The sequence below is a fragment of the Ruegeria sp. BHSB172 genome, assembly GCF_059613165.1.
This window is the reverse complement of record NZ_JBXWRZ010000056.1, coordinates 1-17,638: the sequence shown is the minus strand read 5'-3', so window position 1 is coordinate 17,638 and position 17,638 is coordinate 1. Positions and strand designations below refer to the sequence as shown.

The 17,638-nt window shown below is 63.9% G+C and carries 19 protein-coding genes; 9 read left to right on the top strand and 10 right to left on the bottom strand.

Annotated elements, in window-relative coordinates; genetic code table 11:
* Positions 1–577: DUF1217 domain-containing protein (locus AC2FM3_RS16475; RefSeq protein ID WP_496683973.1), on the top strand; the 577-nt coding region annotated here is incomplete at its 5' end.
* Positions 578–665: 88 nt separating this feature from the next.
* On the opposite strand, the gene AC2FM3_RS16470 is transcribed toward AC2FM3_RS16475, so the two are convergent.
* From AC2FM3_RS16470 to AC2FM3_RS16460, 3 genes are all read right to left on the bottom strand, one after another.
* On the bottom strand, positions 666–2,237 hold the full coding sequence (locus tag AC2FM3_RS16470; protein WP_496683972.1) for a DUF427 domain-containing protein: 1,572 nt from the start codon (positions 2,235–2,237) through the stop codon (positions 666–668).
* Positions 2,238–2,333: 96 nt separating this feature from the next.
* A complete protein-coding gene (locus tag AC2FM3_RS16465; RefSeq protein WP_496683970.1) occupies positions 2,334–3,035 on the bottom strand; it encodes a winged helix-turn-helix domain-containing protein in 702 nt (233 codons plus the stop codon).
* A complete protein-coding gene (locus tag AC2FM3_RS16460; protein ID WP_496683969.1) occupies positions 3,007–3,294 on the bottom strand; it encodes a hypothetical protein in 288 nt (95 codons plus the stop codon). The genes AC2FM3_RS16465 and AC2FM3_RS16460 overlap by 29 nt, the downstream gene beginning before the upstream one ends.
* A gap of 177 nt (positions 3,295–3,471) precedes the next feature.
* Between AC2FM3_RS16460 and AC2FM3_RS16455 the strand changes: the two genes are divergently transcribed.
* The 4 genes from AC2FM3_RS16455 (at position 3,472) to AC2FM3_RS16440 (ending at position 7,420) form a co-directional block, all read left to right on the top strand.
* Positions 3,472–3,948 carry a hypothetical protein gene (locus tag AC2FM3_RS16455; protein ID WP_496683967.1) on the top strand — a complete coding sequence of 159 codons (477 nt, stop codon included), beginning with the start codon at positions 3,472–3,474 and terminating at the stop codon, positions 3,946–3,948.
* Between the two features lie 115 nt (positions 3,949–4,063).
* The gene (rnhB, locus tag AC2FM3_RS16450; protein WP_496683966.1) at positions 4,064–4,681 is read left to right on the top strand and encodes a ribonuclease HII; all 618 of its coding nucleotides are present in this window, start codon (positions 4,064–4,066) and stop codon (positions 4,679–4,681) included.
* 106 nt (positions 4,682–4,787) lie between these two features.
* Complete coding sequence (locus AC2FM3_RS16445) at positions 4,788–5,891, top strand: site-specific DNA-methyltransferase (protein WP_490361517.1); 1,104 nt, start codon at positions 4,788–4,790, stop codon at positions 5,889–5,891.
* A gap of 146 nt (positions 5,892–6,037) precedes the next feature.
* The gene (locus tag AC2FM3_RS16440) at positions 6,038–7,420 is read left to right on the top strand and encodes an adenylate/guanylate cyclase domain-containing protein (RefSeq protein WP_496683963.1); all 1,383 of its coding nucleotides are present in this window, start codon (positions 6,038–6,040) and stop codon (positions 7,418–7,420) included.
* Here AC2FM3_RS16440 and AC2FM3_RS16435 read toward each other — a convergent pair.
* Positions 7,417–8,553 carry an alkane 1-monooxygenase gene (locus tag AC2FM3_RS16435; RefSeq protein ID WP_496683962.1) on the bottom strand — a complete coding sequence of 379 codons (1,137 nt, stop codon included), beginning with the start codon at positions 8,551–8,553 and terminating at the stop codon, positions 7,417–7,419. The genes AC2FM3_RS16440 and AC2FM3_RS16435 overlap by 4 nt on opposite strands.
* 24 nt (positions 8,554–8,577) lie before the next feature.
* A complete protein-coding gene (gene mutY, locus AC2FM3_RS16430) occupies positions 8,578–9,669 on the bottom strand; it encodes an A/G-specific adenine glycosylase (protein ID WP_496683959.1) in 1,092 nt (363 codons plus the stop codon).
* 81 nt (positions 9,670–9,750) lie between these two features.
* Here mutY and AC2FM3_RS16425 point away from each other — a divergent pair, with 81 nt between their 5' ends.
* The 3 genes from AC2FM3_RS16425 to AC2FM3_RS16415 are packed head-to-tail and all read left to right on the top strand — an operon-like array spanning position 9,751 to position 12,049.
* Positions 9,751–10,269, top strand: a complete 519-nt coding sequence (locus AC2FM3_RS16425) for a DUF721 domain-containing protein (RefSeq protein ID WP_496683957.1) — start codon at positions 9,751–9,753, stop codon at positions 10,267–10,269.
* Between the two features lie 2 nt (positions 10,270–10,271).
* The gene (locus tag AC2FM3_RS16420; RefSeq protein ID WP_496683955.1) at positions 10,272–10,937 is read left to right on the top strand and encodes a DsbA family protein; all 666 of its coding nucleotides are present in this window, start codon (positions 10,272–10,274) and stop codon (positions 10,935–10,937) included.
* Positions 10,937–12,049 carry a CaiB/BaiF CoA transferase family protein gene (locus tag AC2FM3_RS16415; RefSeq protein ID WP_496683953.1) on the top strand — a complete coding sequence of 371 codons (1,113 nt, stop codon included), beginning with the start codon at positions 10,937–10,939 and terminating at the stop codon, positions 12,047–12,049. The genes AC2FM3_RS16420 and AC2FM3_RS16415 overlap by 1 nt, the downstream gene beginning before the upstream one ends.
* On the opposite strand, the gene lpxK is transcribed toward AC2FM3_RS16415, so the two are convergent.
* The 4 genes from lpxK to AC2FM3_RS16395 are packed head-to-tail and all read right to left on the bottom strand — an operon-like array spanning position 12,046 to position 16,399.
* Positions 12,046–13,044: a tetraacyldisaccharide 4'-kinase gene (gene lpxK / locus AC2FM3_RS16410; RefSeq protein WP_496683950.1), complete on the bottom strand. Its 999-nt coding sequence runs from the start codon at positions 13,042–13,044 to the stop codon at positions 12,046–12,048. The genes AC2FM3_RS16415 and lpxK overlap by 4 nt on opposite strands.
* The gene (locus tag AC2FM3_RS16405; protein WP_496683948.1) at positions 13,031–14,266 is read right to left on the bottom strand and encodes a 3-deoxy-D-manno-octulosonic acid transferase; all 1,236 of its coding nucleotides are present in this window, start codon (positions 14,264–14,266) and stop codon (positions 13,031–13,033) included. The genes lpxK and AC2FM3_RS16405 overlap by 14 nt, the downstream gene beginning before the upstream one ends.
* Positions 14,263–15,066: an inositol monophosphatase family protein gene (locus tag AC2FM3_RS16400; RefSeq protein WP_496683946.1), complete on the bottom strand. Its 804-nt coding sequence runs from the start codon at positions 15,064–15,066 to the stop codon at positions 14,263–14,265. The genes AC2FM3_RS16405 and AC2FM3_RS16400 overlap by 4 nt, the downstream gene beginning before the upstream one ends.
* Complete coding sequence (locus AC2FM3_RS16395) at positions 15,053–16,399, bottom strand: TldD/PmbA family protein (RefSeq protein ID WP_496683943.1); 1,347 nt, start codon at positions 16,397–16,399, stop codon at positions 15,053–15,055. The genes AC2FM3_RS16400 and AC2FM3_RS16395 overlap by 14 nt, the downstream gene beginning before the upstream one ends.
* A 20-nt stretch (positions 16,400–16,419) precedes the next feature.
* Between AC2FM3_RS16395 and AC2FM3_RS16390 the strand changes: the two genes are divergently transcribed.
* Positions 16,420–16,545 (top strand): hypothetical protein, encoded by a 126-nt coding sequence (locus AC2FM3_RS16390; RefSeq protein WP_496683941.1) that lies wholly within the window; start codon positions 16,420–16,422, stop codon positions 16,543–16,545.
* 70 nt (positions 16,546–16,615) lie between these two features.
* On the opposite strand, the gene AC2FM3_RS16385 is transcribed toward AC2FM3_RS16390, so the two are convergent.
* The coding region (locus AC2FM3_RS16385) for a DUF2125 domain-containing protein (protein ID WP_496683938.1) at positions 16,616–17,638 on the bottom strand (1,023 nt) is incomplete at its 5' end.

Below are 17,638 nucleotides of genomic sequence, written 5' to 3'. Positions count from 1 at the left end.
CCTGGACAACCGGTATTTCATCCAGAAGGTTCTGTCCGACGGAACCAGCGCCGATGACGCTCTTGCCAACCGCCTTGCCGACAGCCGGTACCGCGAGTTTTCAGAGGCGTTCGGACTGGGGCCAGGTGAGGTGAAAAAAACGGTCCTGATCACGGATATGGAGCAAATCGCCCAGAGAGGCATCGTGTCCCGGTTCGAAACCTCGGTGGGTGAAACGGACGATTCCATGCGGATCGCGCTTTTCGCACAGCATGCCTTGCAGGACCTCGCGTCGCAGTCGGGAAGCGAAACAAAGAAATGGTACGACTTGATGAGTTTGCCGCCGTTGCGCAGCATGATGGAAACCGCGCTGGGGTTGCCATCAAGTTTCGGGCAGCTGGATATCGACAAGCAACTGGAGATTTTCCGGGACAAACTGTCGGGTTTGACCGGGTCCGGTGACCTGTCGCAGTTCTCCTCGGACGCGGCGGTGGAAACCCTGACCGACACCTATCTGGCGCGCCGTCAGATCGCCGATCTGCAAAGCACGATTTCGCCGGCGCAAACGGCTTTGATCTTGCTGGGCGGATCGGCGTGACCCGGTTTCGGGGTCGCTGCTGGCCAGCCGGAGGCGGGTCAGTTGCGTCCCTTGCGGATGCTTCTGACGCCGCGCTGTACAAGCCGGCTCAACCGCCAAGGAGACCTTCGGCCGGAGTATGCAGGGCAAAGCAGGTGACGGGGCGCGAGACATTGTGGAGCTTGAGCGGCCCCAGCGGCACGACGTCGGCGCATTCGGGTGCGATGTCCTCTGACACGAGGATGCGGTGGCCATTGGTTTTGCCCAATTCTCCCAGCCGAGCGGCGATGTTCGCGGCCCGGCCGATGACGGTGAAATCCAGCCGCTCGCGCGAGCCGACATTGCCGTAGGTGACCCGACCATAGGCGATGCCGATCGAGCAGTCGCAATGATGGTCAGCATCGGATGCCTTCAGTTCGGCCAATTGCTCGACGATCTTGATGGCGCTGCGTTGTGCGTTTGACCGCGCCCGTGCAGGTTCGTCTCCGGCGGGAAAGACCGCAAGCACGGCGTCGCCGATGAATTTCAGAACCTCGCCGCCATTTGCATGCACGATCCCCGAGACGGTTTCGAAGAACGCGTTAAGCAAGGTGATGTAGGCCGACCGTCCCAGTTTTTCCTCGAGACTGGTTGAATTGCGCAGGTCGCAGAACATTATCGCGGCATCGATGTCATCGCCGTCACCGCGCCGGATGTCGCCGCCCAGAACACGGGCGCCCGTGCGCTTGCCCACATAGGTCTCGAGCAGGGCCTGGGCGTTTTCGCGCTGGGTGAAGACCTCGTAGAAACGGGCGATGACGGAGGCGCATTCAAAGACCAGTCCGAGGTTCTCGGTCGTGAACCCATCCGGGTGGTCGCAGGTCAGGGTCAGGACATTTATGCGACCATCCGAGAACGGCAGGGGCATGGCGACATAATCCGTGCCGCCCTTGGCGCGCAGGTCTTCCATGATCGGGAAGCTGTGGCGCGGGTTGGCATCGGTCAACCGCTGCCGGACGCCACCCAGACCGTTCGACACATGCCGCAGCGGGCTGTTGATGAAGGCCGGGTGGTCATGGATTTCATAGGTGGGAACATTGGTCGAAATCTCTTCGGCGCCCTTCTCCCAGATATAGTGTTTGCCGGCGATCAGCGGGTGCAGCGACCAGACCAGTACGCTGAGTCTTTGGATTGCGATTCCATGCTGCTGCATGTTCTCGGCCAGCGCCTTGGTGAAGGCTTCGGGTGTTCGAATCGTGCCGGCGCCCCGCATCAGCCAATCGATCAAGGGGCCGCTGATGTTGCCGTCCTGTACGCTGCGCAGCTGGTTTTCGCCAAGGTCGATGTGGGTATAGGACTCGGGCATGAAACCGATATGGCCTTGGATGGCCTCGCTTTCGGGCAGCGAATCCTCGTAGGCCCAGACCGAATTGGACAGCCGTTCGTCGCCCAGGATCACGTCATGATAGGTGGCGGTGCCTTTGAACGGGCAGAAGGTCTGCAGATCGGTCTCGGGGCCGAGGTCGACGCAAACGTCTTCGCGCGGCACATAGATGACCGGCGCCAGCCGCGTTTCATACATGACCTTTGCATTGGTGCTTTCGGCCAGAACAAGATCGTCGCGGTAGATCGCGACGCGGCCTGTCAGCCGCTCGATCGCGATTTCATAGCCTTTGGTTTCGGGCGGGGCGTGGACGTTCATCAACAACCTCCCGTGCCGGGTTTCTAAAGGATGGGCCCTACACGGCGGTTTTCCAAGGGGGGCAACGCAGATTTTACCGGTCGGGACCCGAGCCCGTCAGACCATCTTGATGACGTCCTTGTCGATCGACAGCATATAGCCTTTTTTGGCGATGTTCTTCACCAGCAACTCGCTGACCATCTGGTTGCCCAGCGCGTCGCGCAGCCGCTTGATGCGGGTCGCACCAGCGGCTTCGTCACAATCGCTGGCGTCTCGGCCCGAGATCATCGCTTCGATCTGGGCACCTGACAGAACTTCGTCGTCCAGCCGCGATTCGGCCAGCACCGACAGGGTCTCCATGGCGGCGGGCGTGAGTTTGAAATCCATGTTGTTCAGGTACACCGTGTTTTCCTCGCGGCTGATGAGCAGCGAGGTCACCTGGATGCCGGTGCGTTCGATCTGGGCCATGCGGCGGTTCAGTGCGGTCAGCATCACAAGAAAGACCAGCGCGGCCACAAGCATGGCGGTTGCAAATACCAGCAGCACGAAGATCACCATCCGGTAGCTGGCCAGCGTGTCTGCAAAGGCGGTCCCCGATTGGGCGAGGATTTCCAGCAGGCGGATCTCGGCTTGGGTGGTCAGATCGCTTTCGACGAACAGCCGCTCGACCCGCGCGTTGAAGGCGTTGGCGTCCGGAAGCGTCCAGAACAGGAAGGCTGCCGCCGTGATCAGGATGAGGACGATCGCCGCGATGCCAAAACCGACCAGCCGGGCCCCAGAACGCCGCGCCTCAGAAACGGAGAAAGAATTTTCCGGCATTTTCCTTCCTTTGATCCAGACCCTCGGGGCCAAAGACCGAGATGACGTTCAGCAGCGTCCAGCCCGACTTTTTCAGCCGCTTTGCAATCTCTTGCCTGGCTGGCCCCGGCTGGCAGACCGGGACCTCCATCACGCCATAGTGCAGGCGCAGCGGGTTGTCCTGTTTGGCCTTGTAGTCGGCATAGCACTCTGCCGCCGCAGTGGTGGCGAGAAGCGATAGCAGCGTGGATACCGCCAGGAAAGAGAGGATCTGTCTCATGGGCCGTATCCTGCGCATGGCTTGGTGCGATATTCAATATCTCAGGGGGGTTACACCAATGATATCGGATATCACTGGGCCGATATTGCCTGTCTTGCAGGGCCGGCAGCAAGGATGGTGCATCACTTCCGACGGTCGCAGACGCGGCCACGCAGTTCATCCGAAAGGACGTGTCCGATGCACAAGAAATTCATCGCCCTGGTCGTGTCGACCGCCATTGCCATCACCGGGATTTCGGCCTCGAAGGCGCGGGCTGCCGATGCCCATGACATCCTGGGCGGTCTTGCCGCCATTGCCCTGCTTGGCGCGGCCATCAATCATTTCGACAAACAGACACGGCCCAAGACGGTCACCCGTACCTACAATCACATATACACCCCGCCAAAAGTGCAACCACCTGTCCGGCGTCCACACCATGTGCGCCCTCTGCCGCCCCGGGTTGCGCGCTATGACTTGCCGCAGCAGTGCCTGCGGGTCTTCAAGCACTATTCCACAGAGCGTCCGCTCTTGGCGACGAAATGCCTGAACAAGCACTACGACTATTCGGCCAGCCTGCCGCAACAGTGCAAGGTCGGATTCTGGAACGGCAAGAAGGTCGAGCGTGCGTACGAGCCGGCCTGTCTGCGCCAGAAGGGATACCGCGTGGTTTACTAGTAATACGTTTCGAGCAGGAGCGGCGCCGTCAGACGCGCCGTGCGGGAAGGGGGCGGCGCCGATCGCCCCCTTCTTTTGTCTTGCAGACCGGGGCGAAACACGGTTTGCCAATGGCATGACGACTCCGAATTTCGAACTGGAACAGGCGCTGATCGCGCAAGGCTACCCCAGGATCGCCGGCGTGGACGAGGTGGGGCGCGGCCCGCTGGCCGGGCCGGTTGTGGCCGCGGCGGTCATTCTGAACCCGCAGGACGTCCCCGAGGGTCTGAACGATTCCAAGAAATTGACCGCCCGCCGGCGGCTTGCGCTGGATGCGGATCTGCGCGCCCGGTCCGAATACGCCATTGCCGAGGCCAGCGTGGCCGAGATTGACGACCTCAACATCTTGTATGCTTCGCACCTGGCGATGGAGCGCGCCGTGGCGGCGCTGAAGCCGGCGCCGGACTATGTGTTGATCGACGGCAATCTGATCCCCAAGGGTCTGACCGTGCCGGCGCAGGCTGTGGTCAAAGGCGATGCGAAGTCAGTCTCGATTGCGGCGGCGTCGATCCTTGCAAAGAATTGGCGCGATCAGGTGATGGTGGATTTGGCGCAACAGCATCCTGGCTATGGCTGGGAAACCAATGCGGGCTATCCGTCCAAACAGCATCGCGAGGCGCTGCAAAATCTTGGGGTAACCCCACATCATAGACGTTCGTTCAAGCCCGTCCACAATATCTTGTATCAAGAGTAAATCGTAACCCCATGATTCAAAAAAGAAATTGACGGCGAATCCGGTTTGACTCATCCTTGTCTCAACCAAATGAGCGCAAAAGCGCCGTGGATATTGAGGCAGAGAAATGACGAAAACCCAGACACAGGGCGCGGCCGCGCTCCCATTAAACACGATTCTTTCCGGCGACTGCATCGAGGTGATGAACAGTCTGCCCGAGGCGTCGGTGGATCTGATTTTTGCCGATCCGCCGTATAACCTGCAGCTGAAGGGTCAATTACACCGCCCCGACAACAGCCAGGTCGATGCGGTGGATGACCACTGGGACCAGTTTTCCAGCTTTGCCGCCTATGACAAGTTCACCCGGGCCTGGCTGAAGGCCGCGCATCGGCTGCTCAAGCCCAACGGGGCGATCTGGGTGATCGGCTCGTATCATAACATCTTCCGTGTGGGCTCGGCCCTGCAGGATGCGGGCTATTGGATCCTGAATGACGTGATCTGGCGCAAGTCGAACCCGATGCCGAATTTCCGCGGCAAGCGGTTCACCAACGCGCATGAAACGATGATCTGGGCCAGCAAGCGGGAAGGGGCCAAATACACCTTCAACTACGAGGCGCTGAAGGCGTTGAACGAAGGCGTACAGATGCGCAGCGACTGGGTGCTGCCGATCTGCACGGGCCACGAACGTCTGAAGGATGAAAACGGCGACAAGGCGCACCCGACGCAAAAGCCCGAGTCGCTGCTGCACCGGGTTCTGATCGGTTCGACCAACCCGGGCGACGTGGTGCTTGACCCGTTCTTCGGTACCGGAACCACCGGCGCAGTGGCCAAGATGCTGGGACGCGAGTTCATCGGGATCGAGCGCGAGGAAAGCTATCGCAAAGTGGCCGAAAAGCGCATCGCCAAGGTGCGAAAGTTCGACCGTGACGCGCTCGAGGTCAGCGCCAGCAAGCGCGCCGAGCCGCGCGTGCCCTTCGGTCAGTTGGTCGAACGCGGCATGCTGCGCCCGGGCGAGGAGCTGTATTCGATGAACCGGCGTCACAAGGCCAAGGTGCGGGCCGACGGCACGCTGGTGGGCGACAACATCAAGGGTTCGATCCATCAGGTGGGCGCGCATCTGGAAAACGCGCCGTCCTGCAATGGTTGGACGTACTGGTGCTTCAAACGCGACGGAAAAACGGTTCCGATCGACGTGCTGCGCCAGCAGATCCGGGCCGAACTGCACAACTGATCACACCCATACCGCCGGTGCCTGTGGCCTGACACATGGTACCACGCCTTGCCCCGCCGAACCCGGCGGGGTCTTTTGTTTTTGGCCCGGTGATGTTTGGATGGTCGGACCTCATATCCCGCTACAATGCGAGGGAGCATCAGCCAATGACCGACACCGCCGCCACCCCGTCCCGGTTCGGGCGGTTTTTCGTGACCACGCCGGACAGGTTCGATCTGGACAACAAATACACCGAGGCCGCGCTGGAACGGCACAAGCGCGAAGGGCTGGAACTGGCCGTCCGCGCCCGCTGGATCGCCATGGCGCTGACCGGTGTCCTGCTGGTGTTTCTGAACCCGAACTGGGATGTGATGTGGTACCATTTCATCCTGCTGCTGCTCTGCGGCAACGGCTGGTTGATCCGTCGCGCCGGCCGGGTGGGCCAATCCCGGATCGAGCTGTTGTTGATTTTCGCCGATCTGCTGATCATGACGCTGGGCATGATCGTCCCCAACCCGTTCAGCGACGATGTGCGCCCACTGGCGATGCAGTACCGGTTCGACAATTTTCAGTATTTCTTCGTCATCTTGGCCGCGGGTACGCTGGCCTATTCCTGGCGGACGGTGATCGCCATGGGCAGCTGGACGGCCCTGATGTGGACGGTGGGCTGGATCGTCGCCTGGGGGGTGGCCACGCCCATCCCCGGGCTCAGCGAGGCGGTCGCCGCCGCGTTGCAGGGCTATCCTGCCGTGGCTGAATTGTTGGACCCAAACAGCTTCATGGTTCCGATGCGCGTGCAAGAGGTGATCGTGTTCATGATGGTCGCGGTCACGCTGGGCGTGTCGATGCGGCGGCTCAATCGCCTGTTGATCTCAAACGCCGGGCTGGAACGAGAACGCGCCAACCTGTCGCGATACTTCTCGCCCAACGTGGTTGAGCAACTGAGCCAGAACGACGAGCCGCTCAAGCAGGTGCGCAAGGAAAACATCGCGGTTCTGTTCATCGACATCATCGGCTTCACCAAATTTTCAGCCGGGCGTGACCCCTATGAAGTGATCGAGGTGCTGCGGGGCTTTCACGCGCGAATGGAGGCCGAGGTGTTTCACCATCACGGCACGCTGGACAAATATCTGGGCGACGGTCTGATGGCCACGTTCGGCACTCCGGTTCCGACCCCGTTGGACGCGGTCAACGCCCTGTCCTGCGCGCGGTCGATGGTGGACATCATCGACCGGTGGAACCTGGAACGGCGCCGGGCCGGGGGAGAAGAGATCCAGGTGGGCATCGGAGTGCATTTCGGCCCGGTGGTTCTGGGCGATATCGGCGCCAATCGGCTGGAATTCGCGGTGATTGGAGACGCGGTGAACTTGGCCGCCAAGCTTGAGGCGATGACCCGCGAGATGGGGGCCCGTGTCGTGGTCTCGGACGAGCTGCGTGAACAGGCGCTACGGCAGGCTGATTCTGCCGTCGACCTGATGGCTGGGTTCGTCCGGCATGACCGGCAGGTGATCCGCGGGGTCGACCAGCCGATGACCATCTGGACGCTCTAGGCGCGCGGCATCGGCAGCTCTGCTCTGTTGTAGGGCCGCCAGTTGGTGATCTCGGGATAGTACTGTTGCCGCCAGGCCCGCACCCGCGGGTTCATCATGCGCCGCCACAGCGGCGGGATCATTGCCGCGACCGTCATCACCGGATAGCCATAGGGCAGTTGCGGGGCCGCTTCGGCAGGGTGGTTCTGCAGCAGCGGAAACCGCCGGTTGGGCTTGTAATGATGGTCCGAGTGGCGTTGCAGATTGATCAGCAGCCAGTTCGAGGCCTTGTGCGCGGCGTTCCACGAGTGGCGCGGCCGGACATGTTCGTATTTGCCGTCGCCCAGGTATTTGCGCGTCAGTCCATAATGCTCGACATAGTTGACCAGCTCCAGCTGCCAGATCGCGGTGCCCGCCTGAACCAGGAACAGCCCCAGCCCCGCCCATCCGCCGAGCAGCAGCGCCAGCGCCAGCATCAGCCCCTGCAGCCCCCAGTACCGCCAGAACGGGTTCGACCGGTCCGTCCAGCTCAGCCCCTTGCGCGCCAGCTTGGCCTTCTCGGCCTGAAACGCGGACACCAGGCACTGGCGCAGGACGCGCGGATAAAAGCGGTGGAACCCTTCGTTGTAGCGCGCGGTCACCGAGTCGCGCGGCGTGCCCACATAGCGGTGATGCACCAGCAGGTGTTCGGACCGAAAATGCGAATACAGCACCATCGCCAGTAGGATGTCGCCCAGCCACCGTTCCAGCCGGCCCTTCTGGTGCATCAGCTCGTGGCTGTAGTTGATGCCGATCGTACCCGAGATCACGCCCATCCCGAAGAAAAGTCCGATCTTTTCCAGCGATGACAGGTGTTCGGCGCGGGTGGCGTACCAGATCAAGCCATAAAGCGTGAAAAACTGGACCGGCACCCAGGCCTTGGTCAGCAGGACGTACCAGCGCAGCGCGTCCTCGGGCGTTTCGGGGTCGGCGTTTTCAAGGTTCAGCCCGGTCAGGCCGTCCAGCGCCGCAAACAGCCACCAGGTAGACAGCGGCACCAGCAGCACCCACCAGCCGCCGGCAAAAGCGGTGAACCACAGGATCGGGATCAAAAGGAAGGAAACCCAGAAGGGCAGGGCCGATTGCCAGCGCGACAGGGTGTCAGTCGGGATCATGGTTCAGGCTCCGAAACTCTGCCGTCAGGGTAATCCCGCCCGCTGCGTTTTCCCAGAGGTCGAACTGCCGCGCCATAGATCATGCGCCTTGCGCATCACGGTCGGAAGGTCGCTGGGGCGAAAGGAATGTTTGGGCGTCACCAGCAACCCCTCGGGGTTCACCTCCGCGGGCACGGCGGCGGTCCAGACGCGCAGGATAAGGTGGAAATGGGTAAAGGTATGGCGCACCTCGGCGGGCAGCAGGGTCCAATCGGCCGGAAAGGGCGGCGCCTCGGCTGTGTCCTCGGCCCAGTCCGAGCCTGGAAAGCCCAGCATCCCGCCCAAAAGCCCGGTCTCGGGGCGGCGTTCCAGCAGGATTGCGCCATCGGCGCGCTGCGCGATGTAGACATGGCCGATCCGGGTGGGTTTCGGCGCCTTGGGCGCCTTGCGCGGCAGGTCGGCCTGGGTTCCGGCAGCGCGGGCGTGGCACGGGTCTCGCAGGGGGCAGATGCCACAGGCCGGTGACTTCGGCGTACAGATCGTGGCACCCAGATCCATCACCGCCTGAGCATAGTCGCCGGGGCGTTCGTCCGGGGTCAGCTCGGCGGCCTTCGCCTTCAGCAGAGGCTTCGATTTCGGCAACGGGTCGTGGATGTCATGCAGCCGGGCCATGACCCGCTCGACATTTCCGTCGAGCACGGTTTCGGGGCGGTCAAAGGCGATGGCCGCGATGGCAGCGGCGGTGTAGGGGCCGATGCCGGGCAGCATCAGCAGCGCATCATGGCTGTCGGGAAAGCGCCCGTCATGCTGGTCCACCACCGTGCGGGCGCATTTCAGCAGGTTGCGGGCGCGGGCGTAATAGCCCAGCCCGGCCCATTCCGCCATCACCTCGTCGTCGGGTGCGGCGGCCAGCGCCCGGACATCCGGCCAGCGCGAGGTGAAGCGCAGGAAATAATCCCGCACGGCGGCCACGGTGGTCTGCTGCAACATCACCTCGGACAGCCACACGCGATAGGGGTCGGGCTGCACGCCCGAGGCCCTGTCGGCGGGGCTGACCCGCCACGGCAGGTCGCGGGCATGTCGGTCGTACCAGGCAAGCAGGCTGCGGCTCAGGTCGAAGGTGGCGGTGTCACGCAAGTTTTATCCATTTCTCTGTCGGGTTTCACTGGCGCCCGGATGCACGCCCATTACAATAGCGGCGCAGGAGTTGGAAACCAGATGCAACCAAGACGGTCCACCACCCGCGGGTTCAAACGCACCGCGTCCTTGCTGAGCGATCGGATCCGGAAAGCCGGTGAAAGCCGCGGCTTTGCCGTGTCGCGGCTGTTGACCCATTGGGCCGATATCGTGGGCCCCGACATCGCCGCCATCGCACGGCCGGTCAAGGTGGGCTATGGCAAGGGTGGGCTCGGCGCCACGCTGACCGTGCTGACTACCGGACCGCAGGCTCCGATGCTGGAGATGCAGAAGGACCGTCTGCGCGACAAGGTGAATGCCGTCTATGGCTACAACGCCATCAGCCGCATCCGCATCACCCAGACGGCTCCCACAGGATTTGCCGAGGGGCAGGCCAGTTTCGAACACCGTCCGAAACAGGCGAAACCCACCATCGCACCGGAAGTCGTTGCCGAGGCAGACAAAGTCACGCGCGAAGTTCACGACCAAGACTTGCGTGCTGCCCTTGAACGACTGGGCCGGAACGTTCTATCCAAACAAAAATCTCTGAGAAAGGGCTGAGAATGAGCCGTATCGCAACCGCAATCTGTGCGGTCATCGCCGTGGCCGCTGGCGGCTATTGGCTGACCCAATCGCCAAGCACCGTGCCTGTGCCACAACTGGTCGGCAGCGCTGAAGCGCAAAGCGCCGATCTGGACACCTCGAGCATCGTCGAGATGGTTCAGGGGGCCGAGGATGCACCGGTCGAGATCATCGAATATGCGTCCTATACCTGTCCGCATTGCGCGAATTTCCATCAAGGGCCGTACAAGCAGCTCAAGAAGGAGTACATCGACACCGGAAAGGTCAAGTTCATCTACCGCGAGGTCTATTTCGACCGCTACGGCATCTGGGCGTCGATGGTGGCGCGCTGCGGTGGCCCCGAGAAGTTCTTTGGCATCACCGACCTGATCTATCAGGGCCAGTCCGATTGGACTCGCGCCGGCGGCCCGGCCGAGATCGTGGAAGAACTGCGCAAGATCGGCCGTCTGGCCGGGCTGAGCAACGATCAGCTTGAAGCCTGCCTGCAGGACGGCACCAAGGCGCAAACCCTCGTCGCCTGGTACCAGAAAAACGCCGAGAAAGACGGCATCCAGTCCACCCCGTCCTTCGTCGTCAACGGAAAGAAGGTCGACAACCAGTCCTATGACGAGTTCAAGGCTCTGATCGAAAAGGAACTGGGCAACTGATGACCGGGCCACTGGCCGGTCTCAAGGTTGTCGAGCTGGCGCGCATTCTGGCTGGCCCCTGGGCCGGCCAGACTTTTGCCGATCTGGGCGCTGAGGTCATCAAGGTGGAATCCCCGGCCGGTGACGACACCCGCGCCTGGGGTCCGCCTTTCGTGACCCGCGATCAGGATGTCTCGGCGGCTTATTACCACTCGACCAATCGCGGCAAGGCGTCGGTGATCGCCGATTTCTCGACCCCCGAAGGGCAGGAGAAGGTGCGCGCGCTGGTCGCTGACGCCGATGTGGTGATCGAGAATTTCAAGGTCGGCGGGCTGCAGAAATACGGGCTCGACTATGACAGCCTCAGCCAGTTGAACCCGCGCCTCGTCTATTGCTCGATCACCGGGTTCGGGCAGACCGGACCTTATGCGCATCGGGCTGGCTATGATTTCATCATCCAGGGCATGTCGGGGCTGATGTCCGTGACCGGAGAACCCGATGGCCAGCCGCAGAAGGCAGGTGTGGCGATCACCGATGTGTTCACCGGCATCTATGCGGTGGCCGGGGTTCTGGCGGCGCTGCACCAACGCCAGCGTACCGGGCGCGGGCAGCATGTGGACATGGCCCTGCTGGACGTGGCCGTGGCAGTCACGGCAAACCAGGCGCTGAACTATCTGACCACGGGCCAGGTGCCGCAGCGCATGGGCAATGCACATGTGAACCTGGCGCCCTATCAGGTGTTCGACTGTGCAGACGGACACATCATTATCGCCACCGGCAATGACCGGCAGTACCGGCGCCTGTGTCAGGTGTTGAACCTGCCCGACATGGCCGAGGCGCCCGAATATCTGCACAACAAGGACCGGCTGGCCAATCGCCGCACCCTGATCGCACGGCTGAACGGCGCCACGGCGACCTGGGCCAAGGCCGACCTGCTGGCCGCCTGCGAGGCGCAAGGCATCCCCGCCGGGCCGATCAACACGCTGGACGAAGTCATGGCCGATCCGCAGGTGATCGCGCGCGGCATGCAGATCGAACTGGGCGGGGTGCCTGGAATCCGCGCGCCGTTCGTCTTTTCGGATGCCGATCTGAACCTGTCGCGCCCCGCCCCGAAACTGGGCGAAGACGACTAGGGCGGCGGCGCGGCCGTCAGCAACCGCTGACGCACGTCGTCGGCCTGATCCACCTGCAGGCGCACCGGCAGGGTGATGACCTTGCTGCGGAAGGCGGGCGGCAGGCGAACGGCGTCTTTTTCGGTGGTGACCATCTGCGCACCCAGCAACCGCGCCTCGTTTTCCAGCCGGGTCATCAGGGCCGGCGTCAGCGGCTGGTGATCGTCCAGCGCCTCGGCCCGCAGCAGCCGCGCGCCCTGTTGGCGCAGGGTCTGAAAGAACTTCTCGGGGTGGCCGATACCGGCAAAGGCCAGAACCGGAGTCTCGCCCCAGTCCATCCCGGTTTGCAGCGCCGTGACCTGACCGGTTGCGTGCGGAACGCCCAGCTTGTTGCCCCATAGCTGCGCGAACCGCTCCTGCGCGGCCGGATCGCCCAGCGACAGCACCAGATCGGCCCGTTGCAGCCCGACATCGACCGGCTCGCGCAGCGGTCCGGCGGGCAGGCACAGGCCGTTGCCAAAGCCGCGGGCCGCATCCACCACGACGATCGAGAATGTCTTGGCCACCGATGGGTTCTGGAACCCGTCGTCCAGCACGATCGCGGTGGCGCCGGTCTCGGCTGCGGCGCGGGCGCCGGCGGCACGGTCCTTGGCGACCCAGACCTCGGCGAAGGCCGCCAGCAGCAGGGGCTCGTCCCCGACCTGGGCGGCCGTGTGCCGCAATGGGTCCACCCGAACCGGACCTTCGAGCGATCCGCCATGGCCGCGGGTGACTACATGCGGGGTGTGATACGCATCGCGCAATTGCTCCAGAACCCAGATTGCCGTCGGTGTCTTGCCGGTGCCGCCGGCATTCAGGTTGCCGACGCAGATCACCGGCACACCCGGATCGACCCCGGGCCCAGCCGCCACCCGCCGGGCCGTGGCCCGCGCGTATATCCGCCCCAGCGGCGCCAGAAGGCGCGCGCGCAGACCGGGCCGGTCCGGAGGGGTATCCCAGAATTCAGGTGCTCGCATCGTCCATCCGGCCTTTGTCCAACTGGTCCTGAACCATGTCGATCAGCGTGTCCACCTGCGGGGCCCCCTCGGTCACCAGATCCCAACCGGCCAAGGCCATGTCGGCCGCCCGGTCGGGGGCCAGCAGATCGACCAACGTATCGCCCAGCTCGGTTGCGCTTCTGATCACGCAGGCTGCCGAGGCGTTGTCCAGTTGGTCGTAGATGTCCTGATGATGGCCCACGAAAGGGCCGTGAATGACGGCCGACCCCAGCGCGGTCGCGATGATCGGGTCGCAACCGACGCTGCCCTGCTCGAGCGATCGCCCTAGGAAGGTGACCGGGCACAACCGGTACCACAAGCCCAGCGTTTCGGGGTCGTCGCACAGGATCACCTGGGTCACGTCCTCGATCGGGTCGCCGTTTTCCCAGTTGGCGCATCTGAGATCCATGTCTTCGAGCCGGCGCCGAAGCGGGGCGACCTCGCCCCGGTCGGAGACATGCAGGACCATCGCCAGCCGCGGAAGCATCCGCATGGCCTGCCGATGCGCGCTCAGCACCGAGATGACCTCGCGCGGTTCCACCCAGGCCGCCAGCCAGACCGGGCGCCCCGACACCGCATGTGTTGTTTCGATCAATTCGTCCTCGGGCCAAGATTGCAGCGTCGGATTGATGCGCAGAGGCGGGGAAACCGACACTTTGTTCGTCGCCACGCCGAGTCTGCGGATCTGTCGTGCGGTTTCCTCGGACGTTACGTGGATGGCCTGAAAACAGTCGAAGGTGTGGCGGGCGATGTCGGGTACCCATTTCGCCGCCGGCGCTGCGCGGATATCCGGTTCGGCCTCGAGCAGGATCAGAGGTATTCCGGCGTCATGTGCGCGGATGACGAGGTTGGGCATGAGCCCACCGCCAACCCACAACCCGAGATCGGGTTGCCAGTGGTCCAGAAAGCTGCGTGCCGCGCCGGTCCTCTCGGCCGGAAGGCAGACGACAGGGGCGTCGTCCGAGGTCCAGCCGGTCAGGTCTGTCTCGGGCGGAGCGGTTCTGAGGATCGATAGTCCGGGCCGGGTCTGCTGCAACCGTCGGCAAAAGTCGTTCGCCGCGCGCAGGCGGCGCCGGTCGGCGATATGAAACCACAACAGTTCGCCCGCGGGGCGCGGGGGGGTGCCGTGATCCTGCGGTCTGGGTACACCCCAGGACAGCACCCGGTAGGCCGCGAGGCTGAGAGAGCGCTGTCTGCTCATGCCGGCAGGCCTTGGTCTGCAGGCGGTGCCAGCCGTCGGATCAGCAGCTCGTGCAGCCGGGGGCCGGCGGCCACGACGCCGTTCAGTCGCGGGTTCGGATTGTTGAACCGCAACCGGTCGCCGGCACGGTCCGAGCACTGCCCGCCGGCTTCGTGCAGAATCAGTTCGCCGGCGGCGATGTCCCATTCCCAGCTTGGGCGCAGGGTCAGCATCCCATCAAACCGCCCCTGCGCGACCAGGGCCATGCGGTAGGCCAGCGAAGGCCGGTAGGCCCGACGAAACGAGGGCGGTCTGGCGTCTTTCCAATGTCGCGGGTCGAGGCTGGGTTTGGCGGCCAGCACTTCGGCCTCGGATTCCGACCGGACCTGGGTCGCCTGAATCGGCTGGCCGTTCAACGTGGCGCCCCCGCCACGCTCCGCTGCGAACAGCAGGTCGCGCAGGGGCAGATAAATGACAGCCGCGATCACCTGCCCGTGCTCGGCCACCGCCAGCGAATGCGCCCAAGTGCTCGAACCTTCGGCAAAGCTGCGGGTGCCGTCGATCGGGTCGATGATGAAGACACGGTCGCGGGTCAGCCGGTCGGGGTTGTCTTCGGTTTCTTCGCTTAGCCAGCCATAGCCGGGCCGGGCGGCGGGCAGGCGCTGTTCCAGCATCGCGTTCACGGCCAGATCGGCCTCGGTGACGGGGCCCGCGCCTTGCGGTTTGTCCCAGCGCCGGGCGTCGCGACCCGAATACCGCGTGGCGATCTTGCCGGCCTCGCGCGCCGCGTCGATCAGCAGGAGCAGGTCAGTTTCCGGCAAGCGTCATCCCTTCGATCAGCAGCGAGGGCACCACCCGCGAAAGATAGGGGCGCGCGTCGTTGGCCGGAATGATCCGCATCAGCATCTCGCGCAGGTTTCCGGCGATGGTGCATTCGTTCACCGGATAGGCGATTTCGCCGTTCTCCACCCAGAACCCCGCCGCCCCGCGCGAATAGTCACCGGTGTTGGGGTTGATCGTCGATCCGATCATCGAGGTCACCAGCAGCCCGGTGCCCATGTCGCGCAACAGATCCTCGCGCGTCGCTGTGCCTTGGGTTAGACTCAGGTTCCAGTTGCTGGGCGAGGGCGGGCCGGACACGCCACGGGCGGCGTTGCCGGTGGGCGCCATGCCCAGCTTGCGCGCGCTGGACAGGTCCAGCGTCCAGCCGGTCAGAACGCCGTCTTCGACGATCGCCCGATGGGCGGTCGGCAGCCCCTCGGCGTCAAAGGGTCGCGATCCCGAAATGCGCGGGCGGTGCGGATCCTCGACCAGAGACAGGTGTGCGGGCAGAACCTGCTGGCCCAGGCTGTCCTTCAGCCACGATGCGCCGCGCGCAACCGCCGCGCCATTGCTGGCCGCCAGAAGATGCCCGATCAGCGAGGATGAAATCCGTTCATCGAACAGTACCGGGAACTGGCCGGTCTGCGGCTTGCGCGCACCGACCCGCTGCACCGCGCGTTCACCTGCGGTCCGGCCGATCTCGTCCGGGCTGCGCAGGTCGGTCTGAAAGGTGCGGCTGTCCCCGTCATAGTCGCGCTCCATCCCGGTGCCTTCGCCCGAGATCGCCACGCAGGACACCGACCGGGTGCTACGGGCATAGCTGCCCGAGAATCCGTTGGTGGCCGACAGATGCACCCGATGCGTCCCATAGGCGGCAGCTGCATCCGACACCTGCGTCACGCCCGGAACGGCCAGGGCGGCGGCCTCAGCGGCCAGCGCGTCCTGCATCAGCGCGTCGGCGGAAGGTGCGGGCGACGGATCAAACAGTTCCAGCGCGTCGCCGTCCCAGTTCCGCGCCAGTTGGTCGGGATCGGCCAGCCCAGAAAAAGGGTCTGCGGGGGCCTCGCGGGCCATGGCCACGGCGCGCTCGGCCATGGCTTGCAGTGCTTCGGGGCGGCTGTCCGACCCGGACACGATGGCCTGACGCTGGCCCAGAAAGACCCGCAACCCGACATCGATGCTTTCGGCGCGCTCGGCATGCTCCAGCTTGCCGCCGCGCACCTCGACCGAAACCGAGGCCCCGTCGATCACGATCGTGTCCGCCGCCTCGGCCCCGGCTTTGGCGGCCAGTTCGATCATCCGGGCGCTGATTGCTTCGAGTGTGTTGGTCATGTGGCCTCCGACTGCTTGCATTGGACCTAGCCTTCGACAGGCGGCCCCGCAAGCCCCAAGGCGGGCCGGGTCCGGGCGCGGCGGGTGCCAGAAAAACGCATCTGTCGGTGCAGGCCGCGCTGCACGAACCGGGCCTGTTCGACTGATCGCGGGGAGCGGTGCCAAAAAAAGGGCGCGGGTTCCCGCGCCCCTGTCTTTTGCTCTTTCAGGCCGGATTCACTTGATCCGCTGGCCATTGGCCAGGATCTGCCCGTCTTCCTTGAATTCGATGGTCGAATTCAGCGTGTCCGGCGCCTCGCCCGGAACCGCCATCATGCCCATCATCATGCGGGCGCCCATGGCATCGTTGTCCGACACCAGCCCCATTTCGATCAACTTGTCGATCAGGGCGTTTGCGCCCACCAGTTGCAGGTTGACCACCCCGGTCGGGATCGGCATGCCGCCGGTCTGTTCGGCGTTGGAATTGTCGAAGGTGAAATCGCCGTTGCCAGTCAGCTTGGCGCCCACCAGCGAAACCAGCAGCTCGTTGATCTTCAACGAGTGCAACTCGGCCGGAACGGCGTCGGCCTTCTCCATCGCTTCGGCGGCGGCCGGATCGAAGATGTTCAGCAGGACCTTGGCCGTACCGGTGGTGTCCAGCGCGATGGTCGCCGGATCTCGTGGCAGGGCGCCGGCCGGGTCGAACATGCTCCACAGAATGTCCGACATGGTGAAATCGGTCAGGTTCAGGGCCAGGGCAAACGGTTCGACCTCGCCGCTGTCCTGAATTGGAGCCTCAAGTTTCAGGCCCGCCTTGGCCATCGCAAGTTCGATGGGAAACGGTACATCGGCAGAGGTGACCGACAGCTTGGCGTTCTTCTGTTCGACGTCATAGGCCAGACGCTGCGCATCGATGCTGGCCGCGAAACGGCCGCCGTCCGAGCTGCTGGCCATCGAAAACGCTTCGCCTTCGCTGGTGCCCTCGATGCTGGTCTGGCCCGCCACATAGGTGAAGGCGCCGTCAAAGGCGAATCCGGCCTCATAGGCGGCCTGGACATCCGCCAGGCTGAACCCGGCCGGGATCACGTTCCGGCCCTCGAAGGCCAGTTGCTCGAGCTTGCCGTTGATCCGGCCTTGTTCGCCGGTTTCCGGTTCGTTGAAATCCACCTCATAGGTCAGATCGGCGGCGGTGAAGGTCTGATCGACCGTTCGCCCCTCGCCGATCACCATGCGCGACGTGCCGGCCAGATCCGCCAGGCG